The 22,573-nt window shown below is 73.1% G+C and carries 21 protein-coding genes; 18 read left to right on the top strand and 3 right to left on the bottom strand.

Going from position 1 to position 22,573, the window contains the following annotated elements; genetic code table 11:
* Positions 1 to 373 precede the first annotated feature (373 nt).
* From HGK68_RS09540 to HGK68_RS09475, 14 genes are all read left to right on the top strand, one after another.
* On the top strand, positions 374 to 1,804 hold the full coding sequence (locus HGK68_RS09540; protein ID WP_169165757.1) for a hypothetical protein: 1,431 nt from the start codon (positions 374 to 376) through the stop codon (positions 1,802 to 1,804).
* Positions 1,726 to 2,649 carry a tetratricopeptide repeat protein gene (locus tag HGK68_RS09535; protein WP_169165756.1) on the top strand — a complete coding sequence of 308 codons (924 nt, stop codon included), beginning with the start codon at positions 1,726 to 1,728 and terminating at the stop codon, positions 2,647 to 2,649. Before HGK68_RS09540 ends, HGK68_RS09535 begins: the two co-directional genes overlap by 79 nt.
* Positions 2,646 to 3,677: an HAD-IIA family hydrolase gene (locus tag HGK68_RS09530; RefSeq protein ID WP_169165755.1), complete on the top strand. Its 1,032-nt coding sequence runs from the start codon at positions 2,646 to 2,648 to the stop codon at positions 3,675 to 3,677. The genes HGK68_RS09535 and HGK68_RS09530 overlap by 4 nt, the downstream gene beginning before the upstream one ends.
* Positions 3,678 to 3,794: 117 nt before the next feature.
* Positions 3,795 to 3,938 (top strand): hypothetical protein, encoded by a 144-nt coding sequence (locus HGK68_RS09525; protein ID WP_169165754.1) that lies wholly within the window; start codon positions 3,795 to 3,797, stop codon positions 3,936 to 3,938.
* Between the two features lie 5 nt (positions 3,939 to 3,943).
* Positions 3,944 to 4,720: a TlyA family RNA methyltransferase gene (locus tag HGK68_RS09520; RefSeq protein ID WP_343036864.1), complete on the top strand. Its 777-nt coding sequence runs from the start codon at positions 3,944 to 3,946 to the stop codon at positions 4,718 to 4,720.
* Positions 4,717 to 5,577, top strand: a complete 861-nt coding sequence (locus HGK68_RS09515) for an NAD kinase (protein ID WP_169165753.1) — start codon at positions 4,717 to 4,719, stop codon at positions 5,575 to 5,577. Before HGK68_RS09520 ends, HGK68_RS09515 begins: the two co-directional genes overlap by 4 nt.
* Positions 5,578 to 5,619: 42 nt before the next feature.
* Entirely contained in the window at positions 5,620 to 7,362 is a 1,743-nt protein-coding gene (gene recN / locus HGK68_RS09510; protein ID WP_169165752.1) for a DNA repair protein RecN, read from the top strand.
* 6 nt (positions 7,363 to 7,368) lie between these two features.
* Positions 7,369 to 8,556, top strand: coding sequence for a putative cytokinetic ring protein SteA (steA, locus tag HGK68_RS09505; protein WP_169165751.1), 1,188 nt, complete (start codon positions 7,369 to 7,371; stop codon positions 8,554 to 8,556).
* 31 nt (positions 8,557 to 8,587) lie between these two features.
* The gene (locus HGK68_RS09500) at positions 8,588 to 9,637 is read left to right on the top strand and encodes a copper transporter (protein WP_169165750.1); all 1,050 of its coding nucleotides are present in this window, start codon (positions 8,588 to 8,590) and stop codon (positions 9,635 to 9,637) included.
* On the top strand, positions 9,634 to 10,569 hold the full coding sequence (locus tag HGK68_RS09495) for a hypothetical protein (protein ID WP_246260245.1): 936 nt from the start codon (positions 9,634 to 9,636) through the stop codon (positions 10,567 to 10,569). The genes HGK68_RS09500 and HGK68_RS09495 overlap by 4 nt, the downstream gene beginning before the upstream one ends.
* A complete protein-coding gene (murJ, locus tag HGK68_RS09490) occupies positions 10,566 to 12,185 on the top strand; it encodes a murein biosynthesis integral membrane protein MurJ (RefSeq protein ID WP_169165749.1) in 1,620 nt (539 codons plus the stop codon). Before HGK68_RS09495 ends, murJ begins: the two co-directional genes overlap by 4 nt.
* Positions 12,182 to 13,252 carry a glycosyltransferase family 4 protein gene (locus HGK68_RS09485; protein ID WP_169165748.1) on the top strand — a complete coding sequence of 357 codons (1,071 nt, stop codon included), beginning with the start codon at positions 12,182 to 12,184 and terminating at the stop codon, positions 13,250 to 13,252. The genes murJ and HGK68_RS09485 overlap by 4 nt, the downstream gene beginning before the upstream one ends.
* 48 nt (positions 13,253 to 13,300) lie before the next feature.
* Complete coding sequence (gene pyrG / locus HGK68_RS09480) at positions 13,301 to 14,962, top strand: CTP synthase (RefSeq protein WP_169165747.1); 1,662 nt, start codon at positions 13,301 to 13,303, stop codon at positions 14,960 to 14,962.
* Position 14,963: 1 nt separating this feature from the next.
* Positions 14,964 to 15,560: an NUDIX domain-containing protein gene (locus HGK68_RS09475; RefSeq protein WP_169165746.1), complete on the top strand. Its 597-nt coding sequence runs from the start codon at positions 14,964 to 14,966 to the stop codon at positions 15,558 to 15,560.
* Between the two features lie 310 nt (positions 15,561 to 15,870).
* On the opposite strand, the gene HGK68_RS09470 is transcribed toward HGK68_RS09475, so the two are convergent.
* The 3 genes from HGK68_RS09470 to HGK68_RS09460 form a co-directional block, all read right to left on the bottom strand.
* On the bottom strand, positions 15,871 to 16,794 hold the full coding sequence (locus HGK68_RS09470; RefSeq protein WP_169165745.1) for a COX15/CtaA family protein: 924 nt from the start codon (positions 16,792 to 16,794) through the stop codon (positions 15,871 to 15,873).
* A gap of 134 nt (positions 16,795 to 16,928) precedes the next feature.
* Positions 16,929 to 17,678 (bottom strand): ABC transporter permease, encoded by a 750-nt coding sequence (locus tag HGK68_RS09465; RefSeq protein WP_169165744.1) that lies wholly within the window; start codon positions 17,676 to 17,678, stop codon positions 16,929 to 16,931.
* Positions 17,675 to 18,616 (bottom strand): ABC transporter ATP-binding protein, encoded by a 942-nt coding sequence (locus HGK68_RS09460; protein ID WP_246260243.1) that lies wholly within the window; start codon positions 18,614 to 18,616, stop codon positions 17,675 to 17,677. The genes HGK68_RS09465 and HGK68_RS09460 overlap by 4 nt, the downstream gene beginning before the upstream one ends.
* Before the next feature lie 106 nt (positions 18,617 to 18,722).
* Here HGK68_RS09460 and HGK68_RS09455 point away from each other — a divergent pair, with 106 nt between their 5' ends.
* The 4 genes from HGK68_RS09455 to HGK68_RS09440 are packed head-to-tail and all read left to right on the top strand — an operon-like array spanning position 18,723 to position 22,547.
* Positions 18,723 to 19,469, top strand: a complete 747-nt coding sequence (locus tag HGK68_RS09455; protein ID WP_169165742.1) for a helix-turn-helix transcriptional regulator — start codon at positions 18,723 to 18,725, stop codon at positions 19,467 to 19,469.
* Complete coding sequence (gene sufB, locus HGK68_RS09450) at positions 19,466 to 20,887, top strand: Fe-S cluster assembly protein SufB (RefSeq protein ID WP_169165741.1); 1,422 nt, start codon at positions 19,466 to 19,468, stop codon at positions 20,885 to 20,887. The genes HGK68_RS09455 and sufB overlap by 4 nt, the downstream gene beginning before the upstream one ends.
* Positions 20,887 to 22,227, top strand: coding sequence for a Fe-S cluster assembly protein SufD (gene sufD, locus HGK68_RS09445; RefSeq protein ID WP_169165740.1), 1,341 nt, complete (start codon positions 20,887 to 20,889; stop codon positions 22,225 to 22,227). The genes sufB and sufD overlap by 1 nt, the downstream gene beginning before the upstream one ends.
* Positions 22,224 to 22,547 (top strand): non-heme iron oxygenase ferredoxin subunit, encoded by a 324-nt coding sequence (locus HGK68_RS09440; protein WP_169165739.1) that lies wholly within the window; start codon positions 22,224 to 22,226, stop codon positions 22,545 to 22,547. The genes sufD and HGK68_RS09440 overlap by 4 nt, the downstream gene beginning before the upstream one ends.
* The last annotated feature ends 26 nt before the right edge of the window (positions 22,548 to 22,573 follow it).

Below are 22,573 nucleotides of genomic sequence, written 5' to 3'. Positions count from 1 at the left end.
AGGAGATGGACGACGATGAGTGACGCACGCGAGCGTTCCGGTGGCACGACCGGCGGATCTGACGACCAGCGGAGCGGCGGTCCCCGGCGCACCCGGGTAGGCCGGCCCGGTGGTTCCACGGAGGGCGTTCGGGTTCCCCGGGTCGCGGGGACGCGCGGACGGGGTCGAACGGACGACAGCGGGTCGACCGGCGGCGCTGGCCGCAGCGGCGCGCGACCGGTGCGTGACGAGCGGGGGACGCGCGGTGCGCAGGGCGGCGCACGGGATGCGGGACGCCCTGGTGCGCGCCAGGAGCGTTCCGACCGTTCCTCCGGTGGCGGTCGCGCCGACTCGAACGAGCGGCGCCCGGTGACGGGCGCAGGATCGCGGGGCGGTGGCGCTGGTTCCCGCGGTGACGACCGGCGTGGTGATTCCGGTGGGTTCTCCGGGGGCGAGCGTCGGAGCGGCGACCAGCGCGGTGGCTATCAGCGGCGGGACGAGCGCGGTGGGCGGCCCTTCACTGCTCGCGACGAGCGTGGCGGGCAGCGTTTCGGTGGCCGTGATGAGCGTGGTGTCGGCGGGGAGCGGCGCGAGGGGGCGCGTGGCCCGGTCGGCGGCGGGGAGCGTTCCGGGGTGCGGGACGGCGGGCAGCGCGGAACAGGCTCGTTCGGCGGCGGCGCTGGTGAGCGGGGCGGCCGTGGGTTCGGCGACCGCGACCAGCGTGGTGCGCGTCCGTTCGGCGACCGCGACCAGCGTGGTGCGCGTCCGTTCGGCGGTCGTGAGGAGCGCGGGGGCCGTCCGTTCGGCGCTCGTGATGAGCGCGGGGGCCGTCCGTTCGCCGGTCGTGATGAGCGTGGGCCGCGTGGGGACCGCGATGGGCGATCTGCCGGGCCGCGGAGTCAGGGCGGTCCGGGCGGTGAGCGGCGCGACGGCGGTCGTCCGTTCGGCGGTCGCGATGAGCGTGGCGGGCGCCCGTTCCGGGCGAGCGATGGGCGCGATGGGTCTGGTTTCCGCTCGCGCGACGAGGGCGCGGCTCGTGGTGGCCGCGACGCGGGGTCCCGCGAGGGGCGCTCGTTCGGTGCGCGAGACGATCGCGGCGGTCAGCGTTTCGGTGGTGCACGGGACGAGCGCGGCGGTCACGGGTTCGGTGGTGCGCGGGATGCCGGGCGCGGATCCTGGGGCGAGCGTGGCGGTCGTCCGGGGGCTGGGCGTGACGGTGCTCCGCGGCGGGTCGACGCTGACGGCGCGGCCGGGCGGGACGGGCGACGTGATGGTGGACGTTCGTTCGGGTCCGGTGGGCGCGATGGGCGCGGCGAGCGTTCCTTCGGTGCGCGGGACGAGCGGGGTCCCCGCCGCGACGGTGCGGGCTTCGGTGGTGACCGGGACCGCGGGCAGCGGTCTGACCGCGGGTTCGGCGCCGGTGACCGAGGGCCCCGTGACGGTGGTGCCCGTGATGGGCGCGGTGGCGAGGCCTCGCGTGGCTTCCGTCCCGCGCGCGGCGGCGAAGGCCCGCGGGGCGGTTTCCGGGACGACCGTGGTCGTGGCCGGGACGAGCGCCCGGGTCGTCCGGGTGCTGACCGTGGTGGCTTCAGCGGCGATCGGGGGTCGCGTCGGGATGACCGGGGCTTTGGTGATCGTGGGCCGCGTCGGGATGACCGGGGCTTCGGGGACGAGCGTCGGCCGAGCCGTCCGCCGCAGTCCGTGCGGGTGCCCGGTCCGGAGCTGCCCGAGGACATCACGTTCAGCATGCTCGACCGCGATGTGCGGGCCCGTCTGCGCACTCTCAGCAAGGACAACGCGGAGATCGTCGGTCTGCACCTGGTGATGACCGGGCGGCTGATCGACGAGGACCCGGAACTGGCGTACCAGCATGCCCAGGCGGCGGCGCGTCGCGGCGGGCGGGTGGACGTCGTCCGGGAGGCGGCCGGTCTGACCGCGTACCGCACCGGCCGATTCGCCGAGGCGCTGCGTGAGCTGCGGACCGTGCGACGGTTGAACGGCTCGTCGGAGCATCTCGCGGTGATGGCGGACTGTGAGCGCGGCCTGGGTCGACCGGAGCGTGCGATCGCCCTGGCCCAGTCGCCGGAGGCCGAGCACCTGGACGATGTGGCCAGGGTTGAGCTGGCCATGGTCGTCTCCGGTGCCCGTCTCGACCTGGGGGATGTGGACGGGGCGCTGGCGTCCCTGTCCGGTTTCCGGGTCGGTGGTCAGACGCTGCTGGCGGCCCGGGTGGCGCAGGCGAAGGCCGAGGCGCTGCGGGCGGCCGGTCGGGAGCAGGACGCCGAGGCCGCGACGGCCGGATTCTCGGCGGCGCTCCTGGCGCGTGCATCCGGTGTCGTCGAGGATGAGGACGAGGACGTGCTGCTCTACGACCTCGAAGAGGACGAGGACTCCGACGACGGCGAGGCGCTGGACGACGAGACGGCGGCATCTGTCGAGCTGGGTGGGGACGACGACGCCACGGCGTCCGCCGAGCTGGACGGCGAGGAGGACACCGCGGTGCCCGTCGAGCCGGGCGCGGGGGACGCCCCGACCGCCGAGGTCGTCGAGGACGCGTCGGGTACGCAGGAGACTGCCCCCGCCCGTCAGGACGTCTCGGATGACGACGCGTCGGGGCCGGATCAGGAGACCGGGGCCGGTGCCTCGGACGAGGAAGCGGAGGACGCGTGAGCGACGCACGACTGATCGGCAGCGACATCCCGCTGGCCGAGCGTTACGACCTGGCGCTGGTCGACCTGGACGGTGTGGCCTACAAGGGTCACGAGCCGATCGCGGGGGCGTCCGCCGGTCTCGGCGGTGCGCGCGCCGCGGGCATGCGGCTGGTGTTCGTCACCAACAATGCGTCCCGCGAGCCGGGGTCGGTGGCGGAGCAGCTGACCGGGTTGGACATCCCGGCGCAGGCGGGGGACGTGATGACCGCGGCGCAGGCATGTGCGCAGCTGCTCGGCACCCGCCTGGCGCCGGGCGCGAAGGTGCTGGTGGTCGGCGGCGCGGGGATGTACACCGCGGTGCGGGAGGCCGGCTTCACGATCGTGGACTCGGCGGATGACAAGCCGGACGCCGTGGCGCAGGGCTTCGCACCCGAGCTCGGTTGGGCCCAGTTGGCCGAGGCGGCCTACGCGGTGGCCGGTGGTGCGTGGTTCGTCGCGAGCAACCTGGACCTCAGCCTGCCGACCGCCCGGGGCTTCGCGCCGGGCAACGGTGCACTGGTCGGCACCGTGACGGCGGCGACCGGGGTGCGGCCGGACAGCGCCGGGAAGCCGGCGTCCACGATGTACCAGCTGGCGGTCGACCGTGCCGGGGCGTCCCACCCGCTGGTGGTCGGCGACCGGTTGGACACCGATCTGGCGGGCGCCCGGACCGGGGGCTACGCCGGACTGCATGTGCTGACCGGGGTGTCGACAGCCCGGGACGACGTGCTGGCCGATCCGAGTTTCCGCCCGCACTTCATCGCGGCGGATCTGGGCGAGCTGTTGCTGCCGCATCCGGAGCCGGTGCAGGTCGCCGAGGGCTGGTGGCAGGTGCGGGACGCCGCCGCGCGGGTCACCGACCGGCGATTGGAGCTGCACGGAACCGACGGCGGTGCCGATCGCGGTGTCGACCTGGTGCGCGCCGCCTGTGCGGCCGCCTGGGCCGCCGTGGACTCCGGTGCCGGGCTGGACGCGGACAGCGTGCCGCAGTTCCGGATCGGGAACTGAGTCCGCGCCACCCCCGTCACCCACGGGTGACGGGATGTCGCGGCCTGGGGACCACCACCGCTTCGACCGCCCCGACGTCAGTGGGCGCCGGTAGCGTGGGGCCAGAGAGGAGCGGTGATGGAATCCACGGGTGACGAGCAGGTCGACGGACTGGTGCGGCGGCTGGCCGAGGTGAGTGAGTTGTCGCCGCGCGAGCAGCTGGACGTGTTCGAGGCGGTGCACGCGGGATTGCAGGGGCGGCTCGCGGAGGCGGAGGGCTGAGCGGCGTGCGGGTGGATGCGGTGCTGGTGCGGGACGGGTTGGCCCGGTCGCGTCGGCATGCCACCGAGCTGATCGAGGCCGGTCGCGTCACCGTCGACGGGCGACCGGTGCGACGCGCGTCGGCGACCTGGTCGTCCGGGCAGGTCCTCGGGGTCTCCGACGACGAGGCCGACGACGGGTACGCGTCGCGCGGCGCCTACAAGCTGGTCGGTGCACTGGACGCGTTCGGGGTGGATCCGGCCGGACGGGTCTGTCTGGACGCGGGTGCCTCCACCGGTGGTTTCACCGATGTGCTGCTGCGCCGGGGCGCGGCGCAGGTGTTCGCGGTCGACGTGGGCCACGGCCAGCTGGTGGACCGGCTGCGGTCGGACCCGCGGGTGGTGGTGCACGAGGGGATGAACGTCCGGGAGCTGGTCGCCGGGCAGTTCGATCCCGTACCCGAGCTGGTGGTGGCCGACCTGTCGTTCATCTCGCTCACGCTGGTGTTGCCCGCGTTCGCCGCGGTGGTGGCACCGGGCGGTGACCTGGTCCTGATGGTGAAACCGCAGTTCGAGGTCGGGCGGGAGCGACTGGGCTCCGGCGGGGTGGTGCGCAGCCGCCAGCTGCGGATCGAGTCGGTGCTGACCGTCGGCCGGCGGGCGCAGCAGCTGGGTCTGGGCGTCCTGGGCGTGGCGGCGAGCCCGTTGCCCGGTCCGAGCGGGAACGTGGAGTTCTTCCTCCGGCTGGGCGCCGGGGAGTCGAGTCGGGAATGGGAGCAGCGCGTGGAGCAGGTGGTCGCATGACCCGCAGGGTCCTGGTGGTGACGCACAGCGGTCGCGCGGAGGCGGTGACCGCGGAGCAGGAGACCTGCGCCGCGCTGGAGGCGCACGGCTTCGAGCCGGTGCGTGCCGGGGACGACATGCCCGGGATGAGCTTCCACAACATCGAGCTGGCGATCATCCTCGGCGGTGACGGCACCATCCTGCGCGCGGCGGAGTTGGCCCGCGCCGCGGGTGTGCCGCTGCTCGGGATCAACCTGGGCCATGTCGGCTTCCTGGCGGAGAGCGAGCGCGACGACATCGTGAACGCCGTGCGTCGGGTGGCCGCGGGCGACTACGGAGTCGAGGAGCGGACGACGCTCCAGGTCCAGGTGCAGGTCCCCGGGGCGAAGGACCCGATCGTGGGGTGGGCGCTGAACGAGGCGGCGCTGGAGAAGGCCGAGCCGGCCAAGATGGTCGAGGTGGTCATCGAGGTCGACGACCGGCCGCTGTCCTCCTTCGGCTGCGACGGCGTGGTGCTGGCGACCTCCACCGGGTCGACGGCGCACGCGTTCTCCGCGGGCGGGCCGGTGGTGTGGCCGGAGGTGGACAGCCTGATCGTGGTGCCGCTGTCGGCGCACGCGCTGTTCGCCCGGCCGCTGGTGGTCGGTCCACGCAGCGTGATCGCGGTCGAGGTGCTGACCCGGTCGCCGTCACCGGCGGTGCTGGTCTGCGACGGTCGACGCCGGATCGAGGTGCCGGCCGGGTCGCGGGTCGAGGTGCGGCGGTCCCCGGTGCCGGTGCGGCTGGCCCGACTGACCCCGGCGCCGTTCACCGACCGGCTGGTGCAGAAGTTCGACCTGCCGGTGGTCGGCTGGCGCGGGCGGTCGGACGAGCAGTAACCACCCGGACCATCACGACACGACGAGACGACGAGGGCGAGAGTGTTCGACGAGATCACGATCAGTGACCTGGGTGTGATCGGCGAGGCCCGGATCCAGTTGCACCCGGGTCTGACGGTGCTGACCGGTGAGACCGGCGCGGGCAAGACGATGGTCCTGACCGCACTGAACCTGCTGCTCGGCGGCAAGGCCGACCCGGCGACGGTGCGGATCGGTGCCGAGTCGGCGGTGGTCGAGGGCCGGATCGTCGTGCCGACGGATTCGACGGTGGCCGCCCGCGCGATGGAGGCCGGAGCAGCGCTCGACGACGACGGCAGCCTGCTGCTGCTCCGCACCGTGGGTGCCGGGACCGACGGCACTCCGGGTCGGTCGCGGGCGTACCTGGGCGGCCGGTCAGTGCCGCAGTCGGTGCTCGCCGAACTCGCCGACAGCCTGATCACCGTGCACGGGCAGATGGACCAGACCCGGCTGCGGTCGGCGGCGCACCAGCGGGACGCGCTGGACGCCTACGCCGGTCAGGCGCACGGCGGGTTGCTGGACGAGTACCGGGCGACCTGGGCCGAGCGAGGGCAGGTGCACGCGCAGATCGAGGACCTGACCTCGCGCAAGCAGGAACTCGCCCGGGAGGCGGAGCTGTTGCGGCTCGGCCTGGCCGAGGTGGAGCGGGTCGACCCGCAGCCGGGGGAGGACCTGGCGCTCACCGCGGAGATCGAGCGACTGTCCCACGCCGAGGACCTGCGGCAGGCGGCGGCCGGCGCGCACCAGATCCTGATGGGCGAGGAGGACGCCACCGCCGACCTGTCGGCGACCGGTGCGGTGGAGCAGGCGCGTCGGCAGCTGGAAGCCGGTGGCGGGCACGACCCGAAGCTGATCGAGCTGCGTGACCGGGTCGCCGAGGCCGGGTACCTGCTGGCGGATGCCGCGACCGAGCTGTCGTCCTACCTGCAGGACCTGCAGGCCGACCCGGCACGGCTGGAGCAGGCGCTCGGTCGACGGGCCGAGCTGGTCGCCCTGACCCGCAGCTACGGCGAGGACATCGAGGCGGTGCTGCGCTGGTCGCAGGAGAGCGCCGAACGTCTGCTGCAGATCGACGGCGGCGAGGACCGGCTGACCGCGCTGCACGAGCAGCGTGACGGGCTGGACCGGCGACTGACCGAGCTCGCCGCACAGATCGGGGCCGCACGCCGGGACGCCGCCGGGCGACTGGCCGAGACCGTCTCCGAGGAGCTGGCCGGGCTGGCGATGGCCGGTGCGCGGCTGGAGGTCCGGGTCGCCGACGCGGGTGAGCTGGGTCCGCACGGTGGAGATTCGGTGGAGATGCTCCTGCTGCCGCACGCCGGTGCGCCGGCCCGCCCGCTGGGCAAGGGGGCCTCCGGCGGTGAGCTCTCCCGGGTGATGCTGGCCCTGGAGGTGGCGCTGGCGACCTCGCCGGATCAGGGCGACGACCGGCCGGGCACCTTCGTCTTCGACGAGGTGGACGCGGGGGTCGGCGGCCGGGCCGCGACCGAGGTCGGACGCCGGTTGTCGGCGCTGGCCACCGGGGCACAGGTGCTGGTGGTGACCCACCTGGCGCAGGTCGCCGCCTTCGGCGATCGCCACCTGGTGGTGACCAAGTCCCGCGGCGGAGCGGATGGCAGCGCGGACGTGGTGACCGCCTCGGACGTGCGTGCGGTCGAGGGCGAGGACCGGGTGAGCGAGCTGGCCCGGATGCTCTCCGGCGACGACTCGCCCGCGGCGCGCGCACACGCAGCAGAGCTATTGGTGCAACGAAACATGGCACGATGAACGGCGATGAAACTCCTGCCCTCGCGCCGACGCCCCGCCGCTGCCCGCGCGGGTGAGATCGTCGGACCCGCACGGGTCGATCCGCGGACCAAGGCGCTGACCAAGCGACTGCGCCCTGGTGACATCGCCGTGATCGACCATGTCGACATCGACCGGGTCGCCGCCGACTCACTCGTCGCCGCCGCACCTGCCGCGGTGCTCAATGCCGCCCGTTCCACCTCCGGCCGCTACCCGAACCTCGGTCCGGGCATCCTGGTCGAGGCGGGGATCCCGCTGATCGACGACCTCGGGTCGGACATCATGACCGCCCGCGAGGGCCGCGACCTGCGGATCGTGGACGGCAAGGTCTACGACGGCGAGACGCTCCTCGCCGAGGGCGTGGTGCAGACCGAGCAGACGGTGGCCAGCGACCAGGAGGAGGCCCGCGCCGGGCTGTCCACCCAGCTGGAGTCCTTCGCCGCCAACACGATGGACTACCTGCGTCGTGAGCGGGACCTGCTGCTCGACGGCGTGGGCGTGCCGGACATCACCACCCAGATCGAGGGACGTCAGGTCCTGATCGTGGTGCGCGGCTACCACTACAAGGAGGACCTGGTCACCCTCCGGTCCTACATCCGTGAGTACCGCCCCGTGCTGATCGGGGTGGACGGTGGCGCCGACGCGATCATCGACGCCGGGTGGACCCCGGACATGATCGTCGGCGACATGGACTCGGTCTCCGACCGGGCGCTCAAGTGCGGTGCGGAGATCGTGGTGCACGCCTACCGGGACGGCCGCGCGCCGGGCCTGAGCCGGGTGGACCAGCTCGGCGTGCCGCACATCGTGTTCCCGGCGACCGGCACCAGCGAGGACATCGCGATGCTGCTCTCCGACGACAAGGGCGCGGAGCTGATCGTCGCGGTCGGCACGCACGCCACGCTGGTCGAGTTCCTGGACAAGGGGCGTGCGGGCATGGCGAGCACCTTCCTGACCCGGCTGCGGGTCGGCGGCAAGCTGGTGGACGCCAAGGGCGTGTCCCGGCTGTACCGCAACCGGATCTCCAACGTGCAGCTGACCCTCCTGGTGCTGGCAGGTCTGCTGGCGCTCGGGGTGGCGCTGGCCTCCACCACCGCCGGGCAGACCCTGATCGGGTTGCTCGGCGCGCGCTGGGACGACCTGGTGCGCTGGTTCGGCTCCCTGTTCGGGGGCGCGTGATGACTGACTCCTGCTACCGAGAGCCCTCGCTGTGATCGACTTCCGTTACCACCTCGTCTCGCTGATCTCGGTGTTCCTGGCGCTGGCCGTGGGCATCGTCCTCGGCGCCGGTCCGCTCCGGGAGAGCATCGGCAACACGCTCACCGGCCAGGTCGACCAGCTCCGGGAGGAGAAGGACGCGCTGCGCACCGAGCTCGACACCTCGAAGGCGGCGACCACCGCCGCCGAGGACTACATCGCCGCCGCTGGACCGTCCCTGGTGGACGGCACGCTGGCCGACCGGAACGTGGCCGTGGTCGCGATGGGCACGGTCGACGACGAGTCGCGGCAGGCGATCGAGGACCAGCTGACCGCCGCCGGTGCCACGGTGACCGCCGACGTCACGCTGACCGACTCCTGGTCCGACACCGACCTGCGCAGCTTCCGGCAGGCGCTGGTCGCCAACCTGACCTCCTACCTGGACCCGCAGCCCCAGTCGGGCACCGGTGCCGACACCGCGCTGGCCGAGGCGCTGATCCAGGCGCTCACCGGTGCCGATGCCGCCGACCCGACGAAGGTCAGCGGCGACGCCACCACCCTGATCAAGCTGCTCACCACCGGGGACGACCCGCTGGTGCAGCTGGCCGCGGACCTGAGTGCTCCGGCGGACGACGTCCTGTTGCTCACCGACGACATCGCGGCGCGGACCACCGCCTCGAACGCCGACAAGGACCAGGTGCAGGCCACCCAGGACTCGATGGCGGCCCTGGTCCGGGTGACCGCGGCCCGCGCGGCCGGCGCGGTGGTGGCCGGTGGGCCGGTGGCCGACGACGCACTGATCTCCGCGATCGTCGCCGACAGCGAGCTGGCGTCCGCGATCAGCACGGTGAACGCCGCCGGCACCATCGCCGGGCAGGTGTCGGTGCCGCTGGCCCTGAACGCCGACGCCGGTGGCTCGGTCGGCCACTACGGGTCCGGTGACGGCCTCACAGTGATCCCGACGACGACGACCCTCGCACCGGTGGACCGCAACCCCTCGGCCGACGCCAACGCGGCGGACCCGAACGCGGGCGACGCCGCGGCGGACGGGGCGCAGGGGTGACCAGCGTGCTGCGCCGGGTGATCGCCGCGACGACCGCCCGGATCACCACCACGGCCGTGCGCGGTCTGCTCGAGGACGAACCCCCGGGCGGCCCGCGGCAGTGGCTGCGCACCAATCACCGCGGCGAACCGGTGAGCCTGCTCGGCGGGCCCTCGGCCGCGGCCGGGGTGCTGGCCGGGGGACTGGTCGGGGCGTCGAGTGTGCGGGACGGTGCGGCGCTGACCATGGCCACGGTGAGCGGCACCGGCTTCGGCCTGGTGGACGACCTGACCGAGGATCGCACCGGGGCGGTCGCCAAGGGGCTGCGCGGTCACCTGGGCGCGCTCGCGCACGGTGAGGTGACCACCGGCGGTCTCAAGGTGCTCGGCATCGGTGCCGGCGCACTGCTGGCCGCCGCGTTGAGCCAGCCGCACGGTCCCCGCCCCGCCGGCCGTGGCAGCCGGGCGCTGCTCCGGCTGACCGAGATCGGGCTGGACGGCGCGCTGATCGCCGCCTCCGCGAACCTGGTGAACCTGCTCGACCTGCGGCCTGGCCGGGCGCTGAAGGCAGCGGCCATCGCCGCCGCACCGACGGCTCTGGTCGGTGGCCCGGGATCGGGTCCGGCCTCCGCCGTGCTGGGTGCCGTCGTCGGTGAGCTGCCGGACGACCTCGCCGAGCGCGACATGCTCGGCGACTCCGGCGCGAACGGGATCGGCGCGGCGCTGGGCGTTATCGCCGTGCGGCGACTGCCCCGCAGCGCACGGTGGACGGTGCTGGCCGGGGTGATCGGCCTGACGGTGGCCTCGGAGAAGGTGTCCTTCACCCAGGTGATCGCCCGGACCCCGGTGCTGCGCGAGATCGACGGCTGGGGTCGTCGACCGGCGGAGCCGACGACCGCGGCCGCCTCGGCCTCCGACGCCGGGTCGCCGTCTGACGGGTCGCCGCTGACGTGAACCGCCGCCGACTGCTGTCGGGGCTGGCGGGTGCCGCGGCGCTGATCGCGGCGGTGACCGTGGTCAGTCGACTGCTGGGCTTCGTCCGCAGTCTGGTGTTCAGCTCCGCGGTGGGGCTCACCGGGATCGGTGGCGCGTACAACGCGGCGAACACGATCCCGAACGTCCTGTTCGAGGTCGCCGCCGGTGGCGCGCTGGCCGGTGCGCTGATCCCGGTGATCGCCGCTCCGCTGGCCCGGGGGATGCGCGACGACGTGTCCCGGATCGCCTCGGCGATGCTGACCTGGACGCTGACCGGCCTGGTGCTGATCGGTGGGCTGCTGGCGGTGTTCGCGGCACCGGTCGCCCGGTTGACCGCCTCGCACAGCGACCCCGAGCTGGTGATCTTCTTCCTGCGGGTGTTCGCGGTGCAGATCCCGCTCTACGGTCTCGCGGTGGTGCTCTCCGGGGTGCTGCAGGCGCAGAAGAAGTTCTTCTGGCCGGCGTTCGTGCCGGTGCTCTCCAGCCTGGTGGTGATCGCCACCTACGCCGGGTACGGCGTCCTGCTGCGCCGCGACGGGGTGCCGGTGACCGCCGGACCCGACGGGCTGCCGGACGGGGCGATCGAGCTGCTGGCCTGGGGCACCACGGCCGGGGTGCTGGCGATGGGGGTGCCGCTGCTGGTCCCGGTCCTGCGGTCGGGGGTGCGCCTGCTGCCGTCCTACCGGTTCCCGGACGGGGTGGGCCGACGGGCGTCGAACCTCGCCCTCGCCGGGGTCGGGGGACTGGTGGCGCAGCAGGCGTCGGTGCTGGCGGTGCTCAAGCTGGTGGATGTCTACGGTGACGCGCCGACCCTGGTGGCCTGGCAGACCCTGATCCAGCCGGTGTACCTGCTGCCCTACGCGGTGCTGGCGGTGCCGCTGGCGACCAGCACCTTCCCGCGGCTGGCCGAACGTGCCGGACGGCCGGGCCGGGAGGGCTTCGCGTCCCTAACCGCGCTGACCACGCGGGGGGTGCTGACCGCCAGCACGGTGGGCGCGGTGGCGCTGATCGCCGCCGCTCCGGCGGTGACGACCGTCTTCGGCAGGGTTGGGAACGGTGACGCCGCACTGCTGGCGTCGTTGACCGAGCCGCTGTCGCTGATCGCCCCCGGGTTGCTGGGCTTCGGGCTGATCTTCCACGTCTCCCGGGCGCTGTACGCGCTGGAACGCGGGCGGCTGGCGGTGATCGGCGCCAGCGTCGGCTGGGCGGTGGTGATCGTGGCGTCCTGGCTGGGCTGCCTGCTGCTGGTCGGCAACGGCACCGACGGGCCCGCGACGCTGCGGGCGCTGGCAGTGGGGAACAGCATCGGCATGCTCACCGCCGGTGTGGTCCTGTTGACGCTGCTGCGCGGTGCGGCCGGGGCGGAGGCGGTGCATCGGATCGCCCGGTCGGCGGTGGTCCTGATCCTGGGTGGGGCCCTCGGGTCGGTGGCCGGTCGCCTGGTGGTGGACCTGCTGCGCGATGACGGGGTGGTGTCGGCGGTGCTGGCGGCCGTGGTCGGTGCCGGGATCGGAGCACTGGTGCTGCTGGCGGCGGTGTGGCTGACCGATCGGAGCGCGATCACCGGATTGCTGCGCCGGGGACGGAAGGGATGAGCATGCGGGTGGTCCAGGTGTTGGGGTCGAGCGCCGGCGGGGTCGCCCGGCACGTCGCCCAGGTGGTCGCGGAACTGTCAGCGGCGGGGGACCGGGTGCTGGTCGCGGGCCCGTCGTCGGTGCGGGCGACCGTGCTGCCCGAGGGCGGCGCCTTCCAGTCGGTGGAGATCGCCGACCGGCCGCACGCCTCGGACCTGACCGCGATCCGTCGACTCGCGGCGGTGGGTCGGGAGGCCGACGTGGTGCATGCGCACGGACTGCGCGCCGGAGCGTTGGCGGTGCTCGCACTGCGGACCCGTCGGCATCGGCCGCGGATCGTGGTGACCCTGCACAACCTGCCGGTGGGGGGCCGGGCGATCAGGACGGTGTCCGCGGTGCTCGGCCGGGTGGTCGCCCACGGCGCGGACGTGGTGCTCGGCGTCTCCGGTGATCTGGTCGCGCTCAGTGCCGCCCAGGGTGCCCGGCGGGCCGAACGGGCACTGGTGCCCGCCCCGGCCCGTCGTACGGCGTCCAGCAGCGCCGAGCAGACCCGGGCCGAGCTGGGCCTCAGCTCCGAGCAGCGGGTGGCGGTGACGGTGGCGCGCCTCGCGCCGCAGAAGGGGCTGGACACCCTGGTGTCGGCCGCCGCCCGGGTGGAGCTGCCGGGCTTCGTCTGGCTGCTGGCCGGGGACGGCCCGCTGGAGTCGTCGGTCCGGGCCCAGGTCGAGGCGTCGGGTGCCCCGGTGCGGGTGCTGGGTCGGCGCGCCGACGTGCTCGAGCTGTTCGCCGCCGCGGATGTCGTGGTGTCCACCGCCGTCTGGGAGGGCCAGCCCCTGGCGGTGCAGGAGGCACTCGGGCAGGGCGCGGCGGTGGTGGCGACCGACGCCGGAGGCACCCGGGAGGTCACCGGTGACGCGGCGGTGCTGGTCCCGGTGGGCGACGACCTCGGGCTGGCGACGGCCGTCCGGCGGGTGCTCACCGACAGCGACGAGCGCGACCGACTGCGTGCAGCGGCCGCCGCACGGGCGACGGAACTGCCCGCCCCGGCCGATGTTCGTGCCCAACTGCGGGCGATCTACCAGGGGTGACGGAACGCACCCCACCGGATCGGCTCCGGTGGGGTAGGGTTGAAGCCCGTGGCAGAGCGCGCAAATCGACTCTCCGGGCGGTCGGAATCCGGGACCCGGCACATTTTCGTCACGGGAGGCGTCGCCTCCTCACTTGGCAAGGGCTTGACGGCCAGCAGTCTGGGGCGACTGCTCCGGTCGCGCGGCCTGCGGGTCACGATGCAGAAGCTCGACCCCTACCTGAACGTCGACCCTGGGACGATGAACCCGTTCCAGCACGGCGAGGTCTTCGTCACCGAGGACGGCGCGGAGACCGACCTGGACGTCGGTCACTACGAGCGCTTCCTGGACGTGAACCTGGTCGGCTCGGCGAACGTGACCACCGGTCAGGTCTACTCGCACGTGATCGCCAAGGAGCGGCGCGGCGAGTACCTCGGTGACACCGTGCAGGTCATCCCGCACATCACCGACGAGATCAAGAACCGGATGCGGTCCCAGGCCGCCGACGACGTCGACGTGATCATCACCGAGATCGGCGGCACGGTCGGCGACATCGAGTCCCAGCCGTTCCTGGAGGCGGCCCGACAGGTCCGGCACGAGCTGGGCCGGGACAACGTGTTCTTCCTGCACGTGTCCCTGGTGCCCTACATCGGCCCCTCCGGTGAGCTGAAGACCAAGCCGACCCAGCACTCGGTGGCGCAGCTGCGTAGCATCGGCATCCAGCCGGACGCGATCGTGCTGCGCTCGGACCGCGATCTGCCCGCCTCGATCAAGGCCAAGATCGGCCTGATGTGCGACGTCGACACTCAGGGCGTCATCTCCTGCAAGGACGCGCCGAGCATCTACGACATCCCGAAGGTGTTGCACGCCGAGGGCCTGGACGCCTACGTGGTGCAGCGGCTCGGCCTGCCGTTCCGTGACGTGGAGTGGGCCGGCTGGGAGGACCTGCTGGGCCGGGTGCACGGGTCGACCGACTCGGTCGAGATCGCGCTGGTCGGCAAGTACATCGACCTGCCGGACGCCTACCTGTCGGTGACCGAGGCGCTGCGGGCCGGCGGCTTCCACCACCGGGTGAAGGTCAAGATCCGCTGGGTCCCCTCCGACGACTGCCAGACCCCCGAGGGCGCGCAGTCCGCGCTCGGCGGCGTGGACGCGGTGCTGGTGCCCGGCGGGTTCGGCGTGCGCGGCATCGAGGGCAAGCTCGGCGCGCTGCGCTGGTCCCGGGAGAACGGCGTGCCGACCCTGGGCATCTGCCTCGGCCTGCAGTGCATGGTGATCGAGTACGCCCGCAACGTGCTCGGCCTGCCCGGGGCGTCCAGCTCCGAGTTCGACGACAACCCGACCGACCCGGTGGTCGCCACCATGGCCGAGCAGCTGGCGATCGTCGGCGGCGAGGGCGACCTGGGCGGCACCATGCGCCTGGGTGCCTACGACGCGGTGCTGAACGACGACTCGGTGGTCGCCGAGGCCTACGGCAGCACCCGGGTGTCCGAGCGGCACCGGCACCGCTACGAGGTGAACAACTCCTACCGCGACCAGCTGGAGGCGGCCGGTCTGGTCATCTCCGGGACGTCGCCGGACTCCTCGCTGGTCGAGTTCGTCGAGCTGCCGCGCGAGGCGCACCCGTACTACGTGTCCACCCAGGCCCACCCGGAGTTCAAGTCCCGGCCGACCGACGCGCACCCGCTGTTCGCCGGTCTGGTCGGCGCCGCGCTGAAGGCACGGGGCTGAGATGACCGCCGAGACCACCGATCAGCACGCGCCGCGGCCGGTGCTGGAGCACGAGCTGCTGCACCACGGCAAGATCTGGGACCTGGTCTCGGAGCAGGTCGACCTCGGCGAGTCGCAGGTGGTCCGGGAGTTCGTCGACCACCCCGGGGCGGTGGCGATCATCGCGCTGGACAACCAGGAGCGGGTGCTGCTGTTGCGGCAGTACCGGCACCCGGTGCGTGCGGAGCTGTGGGAGCCGCCCGCCGGGCTGCGGGACGTCGAGGGCGAGGCGCCGGTACTGGCCGCCGCGCGGGAACTGGCCGAGGAGGCCGACCTGCGTGCCGGGCAGTGGCACCTGCTCACCGAGTTCCACACCAGCCCGGGTGGGTCGAACGAGAGCATCCTGGTCTACCTGGCCCGCGACCTGTCACCGGTGCCGGAGGGCGAGCGCTTCACCCGCGAGGACGAGGAGGCCGGGATGGTGCCGGTCTGGGTCCCGCTGGACGACGCGGTGGACGCGGTGCTGACCGGCCGGTTGCACAGCCCGTCGGCCACCGTCGGCATCCTGGCCGCCGCGGCGGCCCGGGATCGCGGCTGGATGACGCTGCGCGAAGCCTGACACCGAAGGCCCCGGAGGATCGTTCCTCCGGGGCCTTCGGCGTCCGGGACCGGTGTGGCGGCGCGGCCCCGGGCCTGTCGCGGCACCGGTGCCCAGCCTGACCCCGAGGCTGTCGAGGCCCGGGCCGGTCGGGACCGCGGGCGAAGTCGGCAGCTGGCGCCAGGACGGGCGTGGCGTAGTGCCGACTTCGGGGGCCAACTGCCGACTTCGGCGCGGACCGCCCGAGAGGCGGTGTGCGGCGGGCTACCCGGCACGCCGCCCGCGCGCCCGGTGGGGGCTGCGCGGCCGGCCTGGGGGCGCGCGGAGGTGGTCAGGCGCGGGTGCGGAAGGCCATCAGGTAGCGGGTGGACCCGGCGGTGAGCATCCCGGCCGCCGCCATGTGCAGCAGCACCAGCACGATCGGCAGGTCGGTCGCCACCTGGACGTAGCCGATCACCCCTTGCAGCACCACCAGGCAGACCATCATCGCGCCGAGCCGGGGGACCGGGCGGGGAGCGCGGCGGTTGAGCACCAGCAGCGCGACCAGCACGGCGACGAACAGCCACACGGCGGCCGCGTGCAGTCGGGCCATCAGCAGCGGGTCGATGGCGAAGCGGTAGCCGACCTCCTCGTCGCCGGAGTGCGGACCGGCGCCGGTGGTGATCGCGCCGAGCACCAGGACGACCGCGAGCAGCACGGCGAACACCGGGGCCAGTCGGCGCGACCACTGCCCGACGGTGGGCACCGCCGGGCCGTCGCCCTCGGCCGACCGGTCCAGCAGCACCGCGGAGGCCACGATCAGCAGCATCGAGACCAGGAAGTGTGTGCTGACCCAGGCCGGGTGCAGGTCGAAGAGCACGGTCACCCCACCGATCACGGCCTGGAGTGCGACACCGATCAGCGGGGCGAAGCCGAGCCAGCGGTAGGAGCGGGACCGGTCGCGCCGGGACCAGACCAGCACCGCGACCAGCACGCCGATGATCCCGAGCACGCCGGTGAGGGTGCGGTTCCCGAACTCGATGTACGGGTGGATCGTGGTCGCCTCGTGGAACTTCGGGGTGAAGTGCCCCGGCTCGCACTGGGGCCAGGTCGAGCAGCCCAGACCGGAACCGGTCAGACGCACAGCGCCGCCGGTGACCACGATGGCGATCTGCGCGATCACGTTGGCGATCAGCACCGGACGGGTCAGGCGGTCACGCCAGATCGCGAAGGTGCTGGGGGCGGCGGTGGCGGTGTCGACCTCGGTACGGCTCACCGGTCCAGGGTACGAGGCGGGCCGGGCGGTTCGAGGCGGTTCGTCGGGCCCGGGGGTGAGGAACGCATCACGTCATGTGCCTCGGGGGAGGCCCAGCGGCGGGTGCAGCAGGGCCCGCAGACGCGCCGCTCCGGCTACGACCAGCGGAACCAGCGCCGCACCCCGGCGCCGAGCAGGAGCGTCCACCCGGCCAGCACCAGCAGGTGCACGGCGGGGAACCCACCGTCGACCAGCGCGGTCCGCAGCGCCTCGCCGAGCGCGCCCGGCGGCAGCCACACCGCGATGTCGGCCCACCAGCCGGGCAGGTCGGAGACCGGCAGCACCACACCGCCGACCACGGCGAGCAGCACCAGCAGGAGGTTCGCCGCCGCCAGCACCGCCTCGGCGCGCAGGGTCCCGGCCAGCAGCAGCGCCAGCGCGGTGAACGCCGCGACCCCGAGCAGCAGCGCGAGTACGGCGGTCGCGATGCCGGCCGGGGCGGGTCGCCAGCCCAGCACCAGTCCGACCACGCCGACCGCGATCACCTGCACCGCCGCCACCGCGAGCACCGCCACCGCCTTGCCCGCCAGCAGCCCGCCCCGGCCGAGCGGGGTGGTGGCCAGCAGCCGGAGCACGCCGTTGCGCCGGTCGAAGGCGGTGGCGATCGCCTGCGAGGTCATCGACCCGGCCATCACCGCCAGCCCCAGGATCCCGGGGGTGACCACGTCGATCCGCGCGGCGGCGCCGACCCCGATGTCGACGAAGGACGACCGGCCGAGGGCGATCAGCGCGACCACAGGGATGATCAGGGTGACCAGCAATTGCTCGCCGTTGCGCAGCACCGCCAACGTCTCGAACCGTCCCTGGGCCAGCACCCGGGTCAGGGAGGGAGCAGCAACGCTCATCGCAGATTCCGTCCGGTCAGGTCGAGGAACACGTCTTCCAGGGTGCGGCGACCGGCGTCCAACCGGGTGATCTGCACCCCGCGCTCGGCGCACCAGGCGGTCAGTGCCGCCAGCAGGGCGGGGGAGGCGGGCAGGTCGACGGCGTAGTGCCCCGGTGCCCGCTCCTGGACAGCGGTGGTGCGGGCGGGCGGCAGGCCGGGCAGCGCCCAGAGCACCGCGTCCAGCGCGGCCACGTCGAGTCCGGGGGCGGCGCGGAAGGTGACCGAGGTGCCGCCGGTCGCCAGCTCGTCCACGGTGCCCTCGGCGATCACCGCACCGTGGTCGACGACCACCACCCGGTCGGCCAGCTGTTCGGCCTCGTCCATCAGGTGGGTGGTCAGCAGCACGGCAACCCCGTCGGCGCGCAGCTCGGCGACCAGGTCCCACACCGCCCGGCGCGCCTGCGGGTCCATCCCCGCCGACGGCTCGTCCAGGAACACCAGCTCGGGTCGGCCGACGACCGCCGCCGCCAGTGCCAGGCGCTGCCGCTGCCCGCCGGACAGCCGTCGGACCGTGGTCCGGGCGAACGGGGCGATGCCGAGCCGATCCACCAGCTCGTCCACCGGGCGCGGGTCGGCGTACATCGACGCGACGTGCCGCAGCACCGCCAGCGCGGGTGCCCCGGTGGGCAGCCCGGCATCCTGCAGCATCACGCCCACCCGGGGCCGCAACGCCGCGGCGTCGGCGACCGGGTCCAGGCCGAGCACCCGGATCATGCCGCCGTCCGGGGTGCGCAGGCCCTCGCAGCACTCGATGGTGGTGGTCTTGCCGGCACCGTTCGGTCCGAGCACCGCGGTGACCTGCCCGGACGATGCCGTCAGGTCCAGGCCGTCGACGACCGCGCGACCGTCGTAGCGTTTGACGAGGCCCCGGACCTCCAGGGCGGCTGAGGATGACACTCGGGAGAGTGTAGGAGCAGCGCGGATGTGAGGTAGTCCTTCCTTGCGGGGAACGAATTCGGCAACAAGGATGTTGCCGATATCGACCGGCGAAGGGAGGGGTGGCATGTCATCGTCGTCACCCGTCCTTGGTGCCCGCGCCGAGCTGGACGCCGAGGAGGCCGGAACCCGTCGTCGGGTGCTCGACCTGATCGCCAGCGACGGCCCGGTGTCCGCCGCCGAACTCGCGTCGCACCTGGACCTCACCGCCGCCGCCGTCCGTCGCCACCTGGCGCTGCTGGAAGCCGACGGATTGATCGGGGTGCACGCCGGTGGTGCGTCCGGTCCGGCCCGTCGCGGTCGTCCGGCCAAGCGCTACGTGGTGACCACCGACGGCCAGTCGGCGCTCAGCCAGCAGTACTCCGAGCTGGCCACCCAGGCGATGCGGTTCCTGGCCGAGATCGGCGGCGCGGACGCCGTGCGCGACTTCGCCGCCCGTCGGGTCCAGGAGCTGGAACAGCGACACGCCGGAGCGCTCGCCGACGCCGGGGCCGACCTGACCCGACGCGCCGAGGTGCTGGCCGAGGGGCTGTCCGAGGACGGCTTCGCCGCCAGTGCCCGACCGGTGCCCGGCGCCGCCGCGATCCAGCTGTGCCAGGGCCACTGCCCGGTGCAGTCGGTGGCGGCCGAGTTCCCCGAATTGTGCGAGGCCGAGGCCCGGGCGTTCTCCCGGATGCTCGGCGTCCATGTGCAGCGACTGGCGACCCTGGCGCATGGTGGACACGTCTGCACCACGAACATCCCGATCATCCCGGTCCGCCCGGACGACGCCGCCCCCACCCCCGTGAGGACACGGAAGGACGATTCAGCATGACCACAGAGCCGATGACCCAGGACGAGGCGATCGCCTCGATCGGGAACTACGAGTACGGCTGGCACGACGCCGACACCGCCGGGGCCCTGGCCCGTCGTGGTGTCGACGAGGACGTGGTGCGGGAGATCTCCCGGTTGAAGAACGAGCCGGAGTGGATGCTCAAGACCCGGCTCAAGGCGCTGCGCCTGTTCGACAAGAAGCCGATGCCCTGGTGGGGCGCGGATCTGTCGGGCATCGACTTCGACAACATCAAGTACTTCGTGCGGTCCACGGAGAAGCAGGCGACCTCCTGGGAGGACCTGCCCGAGGACATCAAGAACACCTACGACCGGCTCGGCATCCCGGAGGCGGAGAAGCAGCGCCTGGTCGCCGGGGTCGCCGCCCAGTACGAGTCCGAGGTCGTCTACCACCAGATCCGTGAGGACCTGGAGGCGCAGGGCGTGATCTTCGTGGACACCGACACCGGTCTGCGCGAGTACCCCGAGCTGTTCGAGCAGTACTTCGGCTCGGTGATCCCCCCGGGCGACAACAAGTTCGCCTCGCTGAACACCGCCGTGTGGTCGGGTGGCTCCTTCGTGTACGTCCCGCCGGGTGTGCACGTGGAGATCCCGCTGCAGGCCTACTTCCGGATCAACACCGAGAACATGGGCCAGTTCGAGCGGACGCTGATCATCGCGGACGAGGGTTCCTACGTGCACTACGTCGAGGGCTGTACCGCGCCGATCTACCAGTCCGACTCGCTGCACTCCGCGGTGGTCGAGATCATCGTGAAGAAGAACGCCCGGGTGCGGTACACGACCATCCAGAACTGGTCGAACAACGTGTACAACCTGGTCACCAAGCGGGCGACCGCCGCCGAGGGCGCCACCATGGAGTGGGTCGACGGCAACATCGGCTCCAAGGTCACCATGAAGTACCCGGCGATCTACCTGCTGGGCGAGCACGCCCGTGGCGAGACGCTGTCGATCGCCTTCGCCGGTGAGGGCCAGCACCAGGACGCCGGCTGCAAGATGGTGCACGCCGCCCCGCACACCTCCTCCTCGATCGTGTCGAAGTCGGTCGCCCGCGGCGGTGGCCGGACCTCCTACCGCGGTCTGGTGCAGGTGCTGGAGGGCGCGTCCCACTCGGCGTCCAACGTGCTCTGCGACGCGCTGCTGGTCGACCAGATCTCCCGCTCCGACACCTACCCCTACGTCGACGTCCGCGAGGACGACGTGTCGATGGGGCACGAGGCGACCGTCTCCCGGGTGTCCGAGGACCAGCTGTTCTACCTGATGTCCCGCGGCATGACCGAGACCGAGGCCATGGCGATGATCGTGCGCGGGTTCGTCGAGCCCATCGCCCGTGAGCTGCCGATGGAGTACGCCCTCGAGCTGAACCGCCTGATCGAGCTGCAGATGGAAGGGGCCGTCGGCTGATGTCGACCACCACACAGAACCTGTCGACCGACCACTCCCGCGCGACCGCCGACGAGGCGCACTCGCACGGGGTCGGCTCGGCCCCGGAGTCGTCGCGTGCCGCGCGGCTGACCTCCTTCGAGGTGACCGACTTCCCGGTGCCGACCGGCCGCGAGGAGGAATGGCGGTTCAGCCCCGTCGACCGCCTGGCTCCGCTGTTCGCCGCGGACACCGACGGCAAGCTCACCGGCCACGGCGTGCTGACCACCGTGGTGGACGCGCCCGAGGTCGAGGTCGAGATCGTGGACCGCGACGACACCCGCCTGGGTCTGGCCGGCAAGCCCGGTGACCGTGCGGCCGCCGTCGCCTGGGCCTCGGCCAGCCGCGCCACCGTCGTCACCATCCCGACCGAGGCGGTGGCGTCCACCGTCACCTCGGTGCGGGTGGAGGGCGTCGAGGGCAACGACGAGCCGAGCGCGGCGCACATCCTGGTGCACGCCAAGCCGCTATCCCAGGCCACCGTGGTGCTGGACCACGTCGGCCGGGCGAACCTCACCGAGACCGTCGAGGTCGTCGCCGAGGACGGTGCGCACCTGACCGTCGTCACCGTGCAGGACTGGGCCGAGGGCGCCGTGCACAACGCCGCGCACCGGGTCCGGATCGGCCGCGACGCCACCGTCAAGCACATCGTGGTCACCCTCGGCGGCGACGTGGTCCGGCTGACCCCGGACGCGGAGTTCGTCGGTGAGGGCGGCTCGGTGGAGATGCTCGGCGTGTACTTCGCGGACGCCGGGCAGCACCAGGAGCAGCGGCTGTTCGTCGACCACGCGGTGCCGAACTGCAAGTCCCGGGTCACCTACAAGGGCGCGCTGCAGGGCGAGGGCGCGCACACGGTGTGGGTCGGTGACGTGCTGATCCGCGCGGCGGCCGAGGGCACCGACACCTACGAGCTGAACCGGAACCTGGTGCTCACCGACGGGGCCCGCTCCGACTCGGTGCCGAACCTGGAGATCGAGACCGGTCTGATCGAGGGTGCCGGCCACGCCAGCGCCACCGGCCGGTTCGACGACGAGCAGCTGTTCTACCTGCAGGCCCGGGGCATCCCGGAGACCGACGCCCGCCGTCTGGTGGTGCGCGGCTTCTTCGCGGAGCTGATCAACGAGATCGGCGTGCCCGAGGTCGAGGAGCGACTGATCGCGGCGATCGAGCGCGAGCTGGCCCAGTCGATGTCGGAGTTCGCCGACGCGCTGGCGGCACCCACGGGTGGGGACTTCGCCTCGGACGTGACCGACCAGACCGACGCCGAGCGGGCGATCCTGTCCGAGCCGGCCAGCGTGACCAGCGCGGACGAGCAGCTGTGACCGCTCAGCTCGCCTGCTACACCGCGGATGTCCCCGAGGCCGGCACGCTGCGTGTCGAGCTGGAGGGGCCGAACGGCACCGTCGAGGTCGCCGTGGTCCGCGCCGAGGACGGCACCCTGCACGCGATCAGCGACATCTGTTCGCACGGCGCCGTCTCGCTGTCCGACGGCGAGGTCGAGGGCTGCACGGTCGAGTGCTGGCTGCACGGCTCGCGCTTCGACCTGACGACCGGTGAGCCGCTCGGCCCGCCCGCCGTCCGCCCCGTCCCCGTGTACCCCCTGACCGTCGACGGCGAGCGCGTGCTCGTCGACGTCGGCTGAGAAGCTTGCACCAGACTTTCGAGGAG

The sequence above is a fragment of the Cellulomonas taurus genome (genome assembly GCF_012931845.1).
GTDB classification, from domain to species: Bacteria; Actinomycetota; Actinomycetes; order Actinomycetales; family Cellulomonadaceae; genus Cellulomonas; species Cellulomonas taurus.
This window is presented reverse-complemented; position numbering and strand designations above follow the sequence as displayed.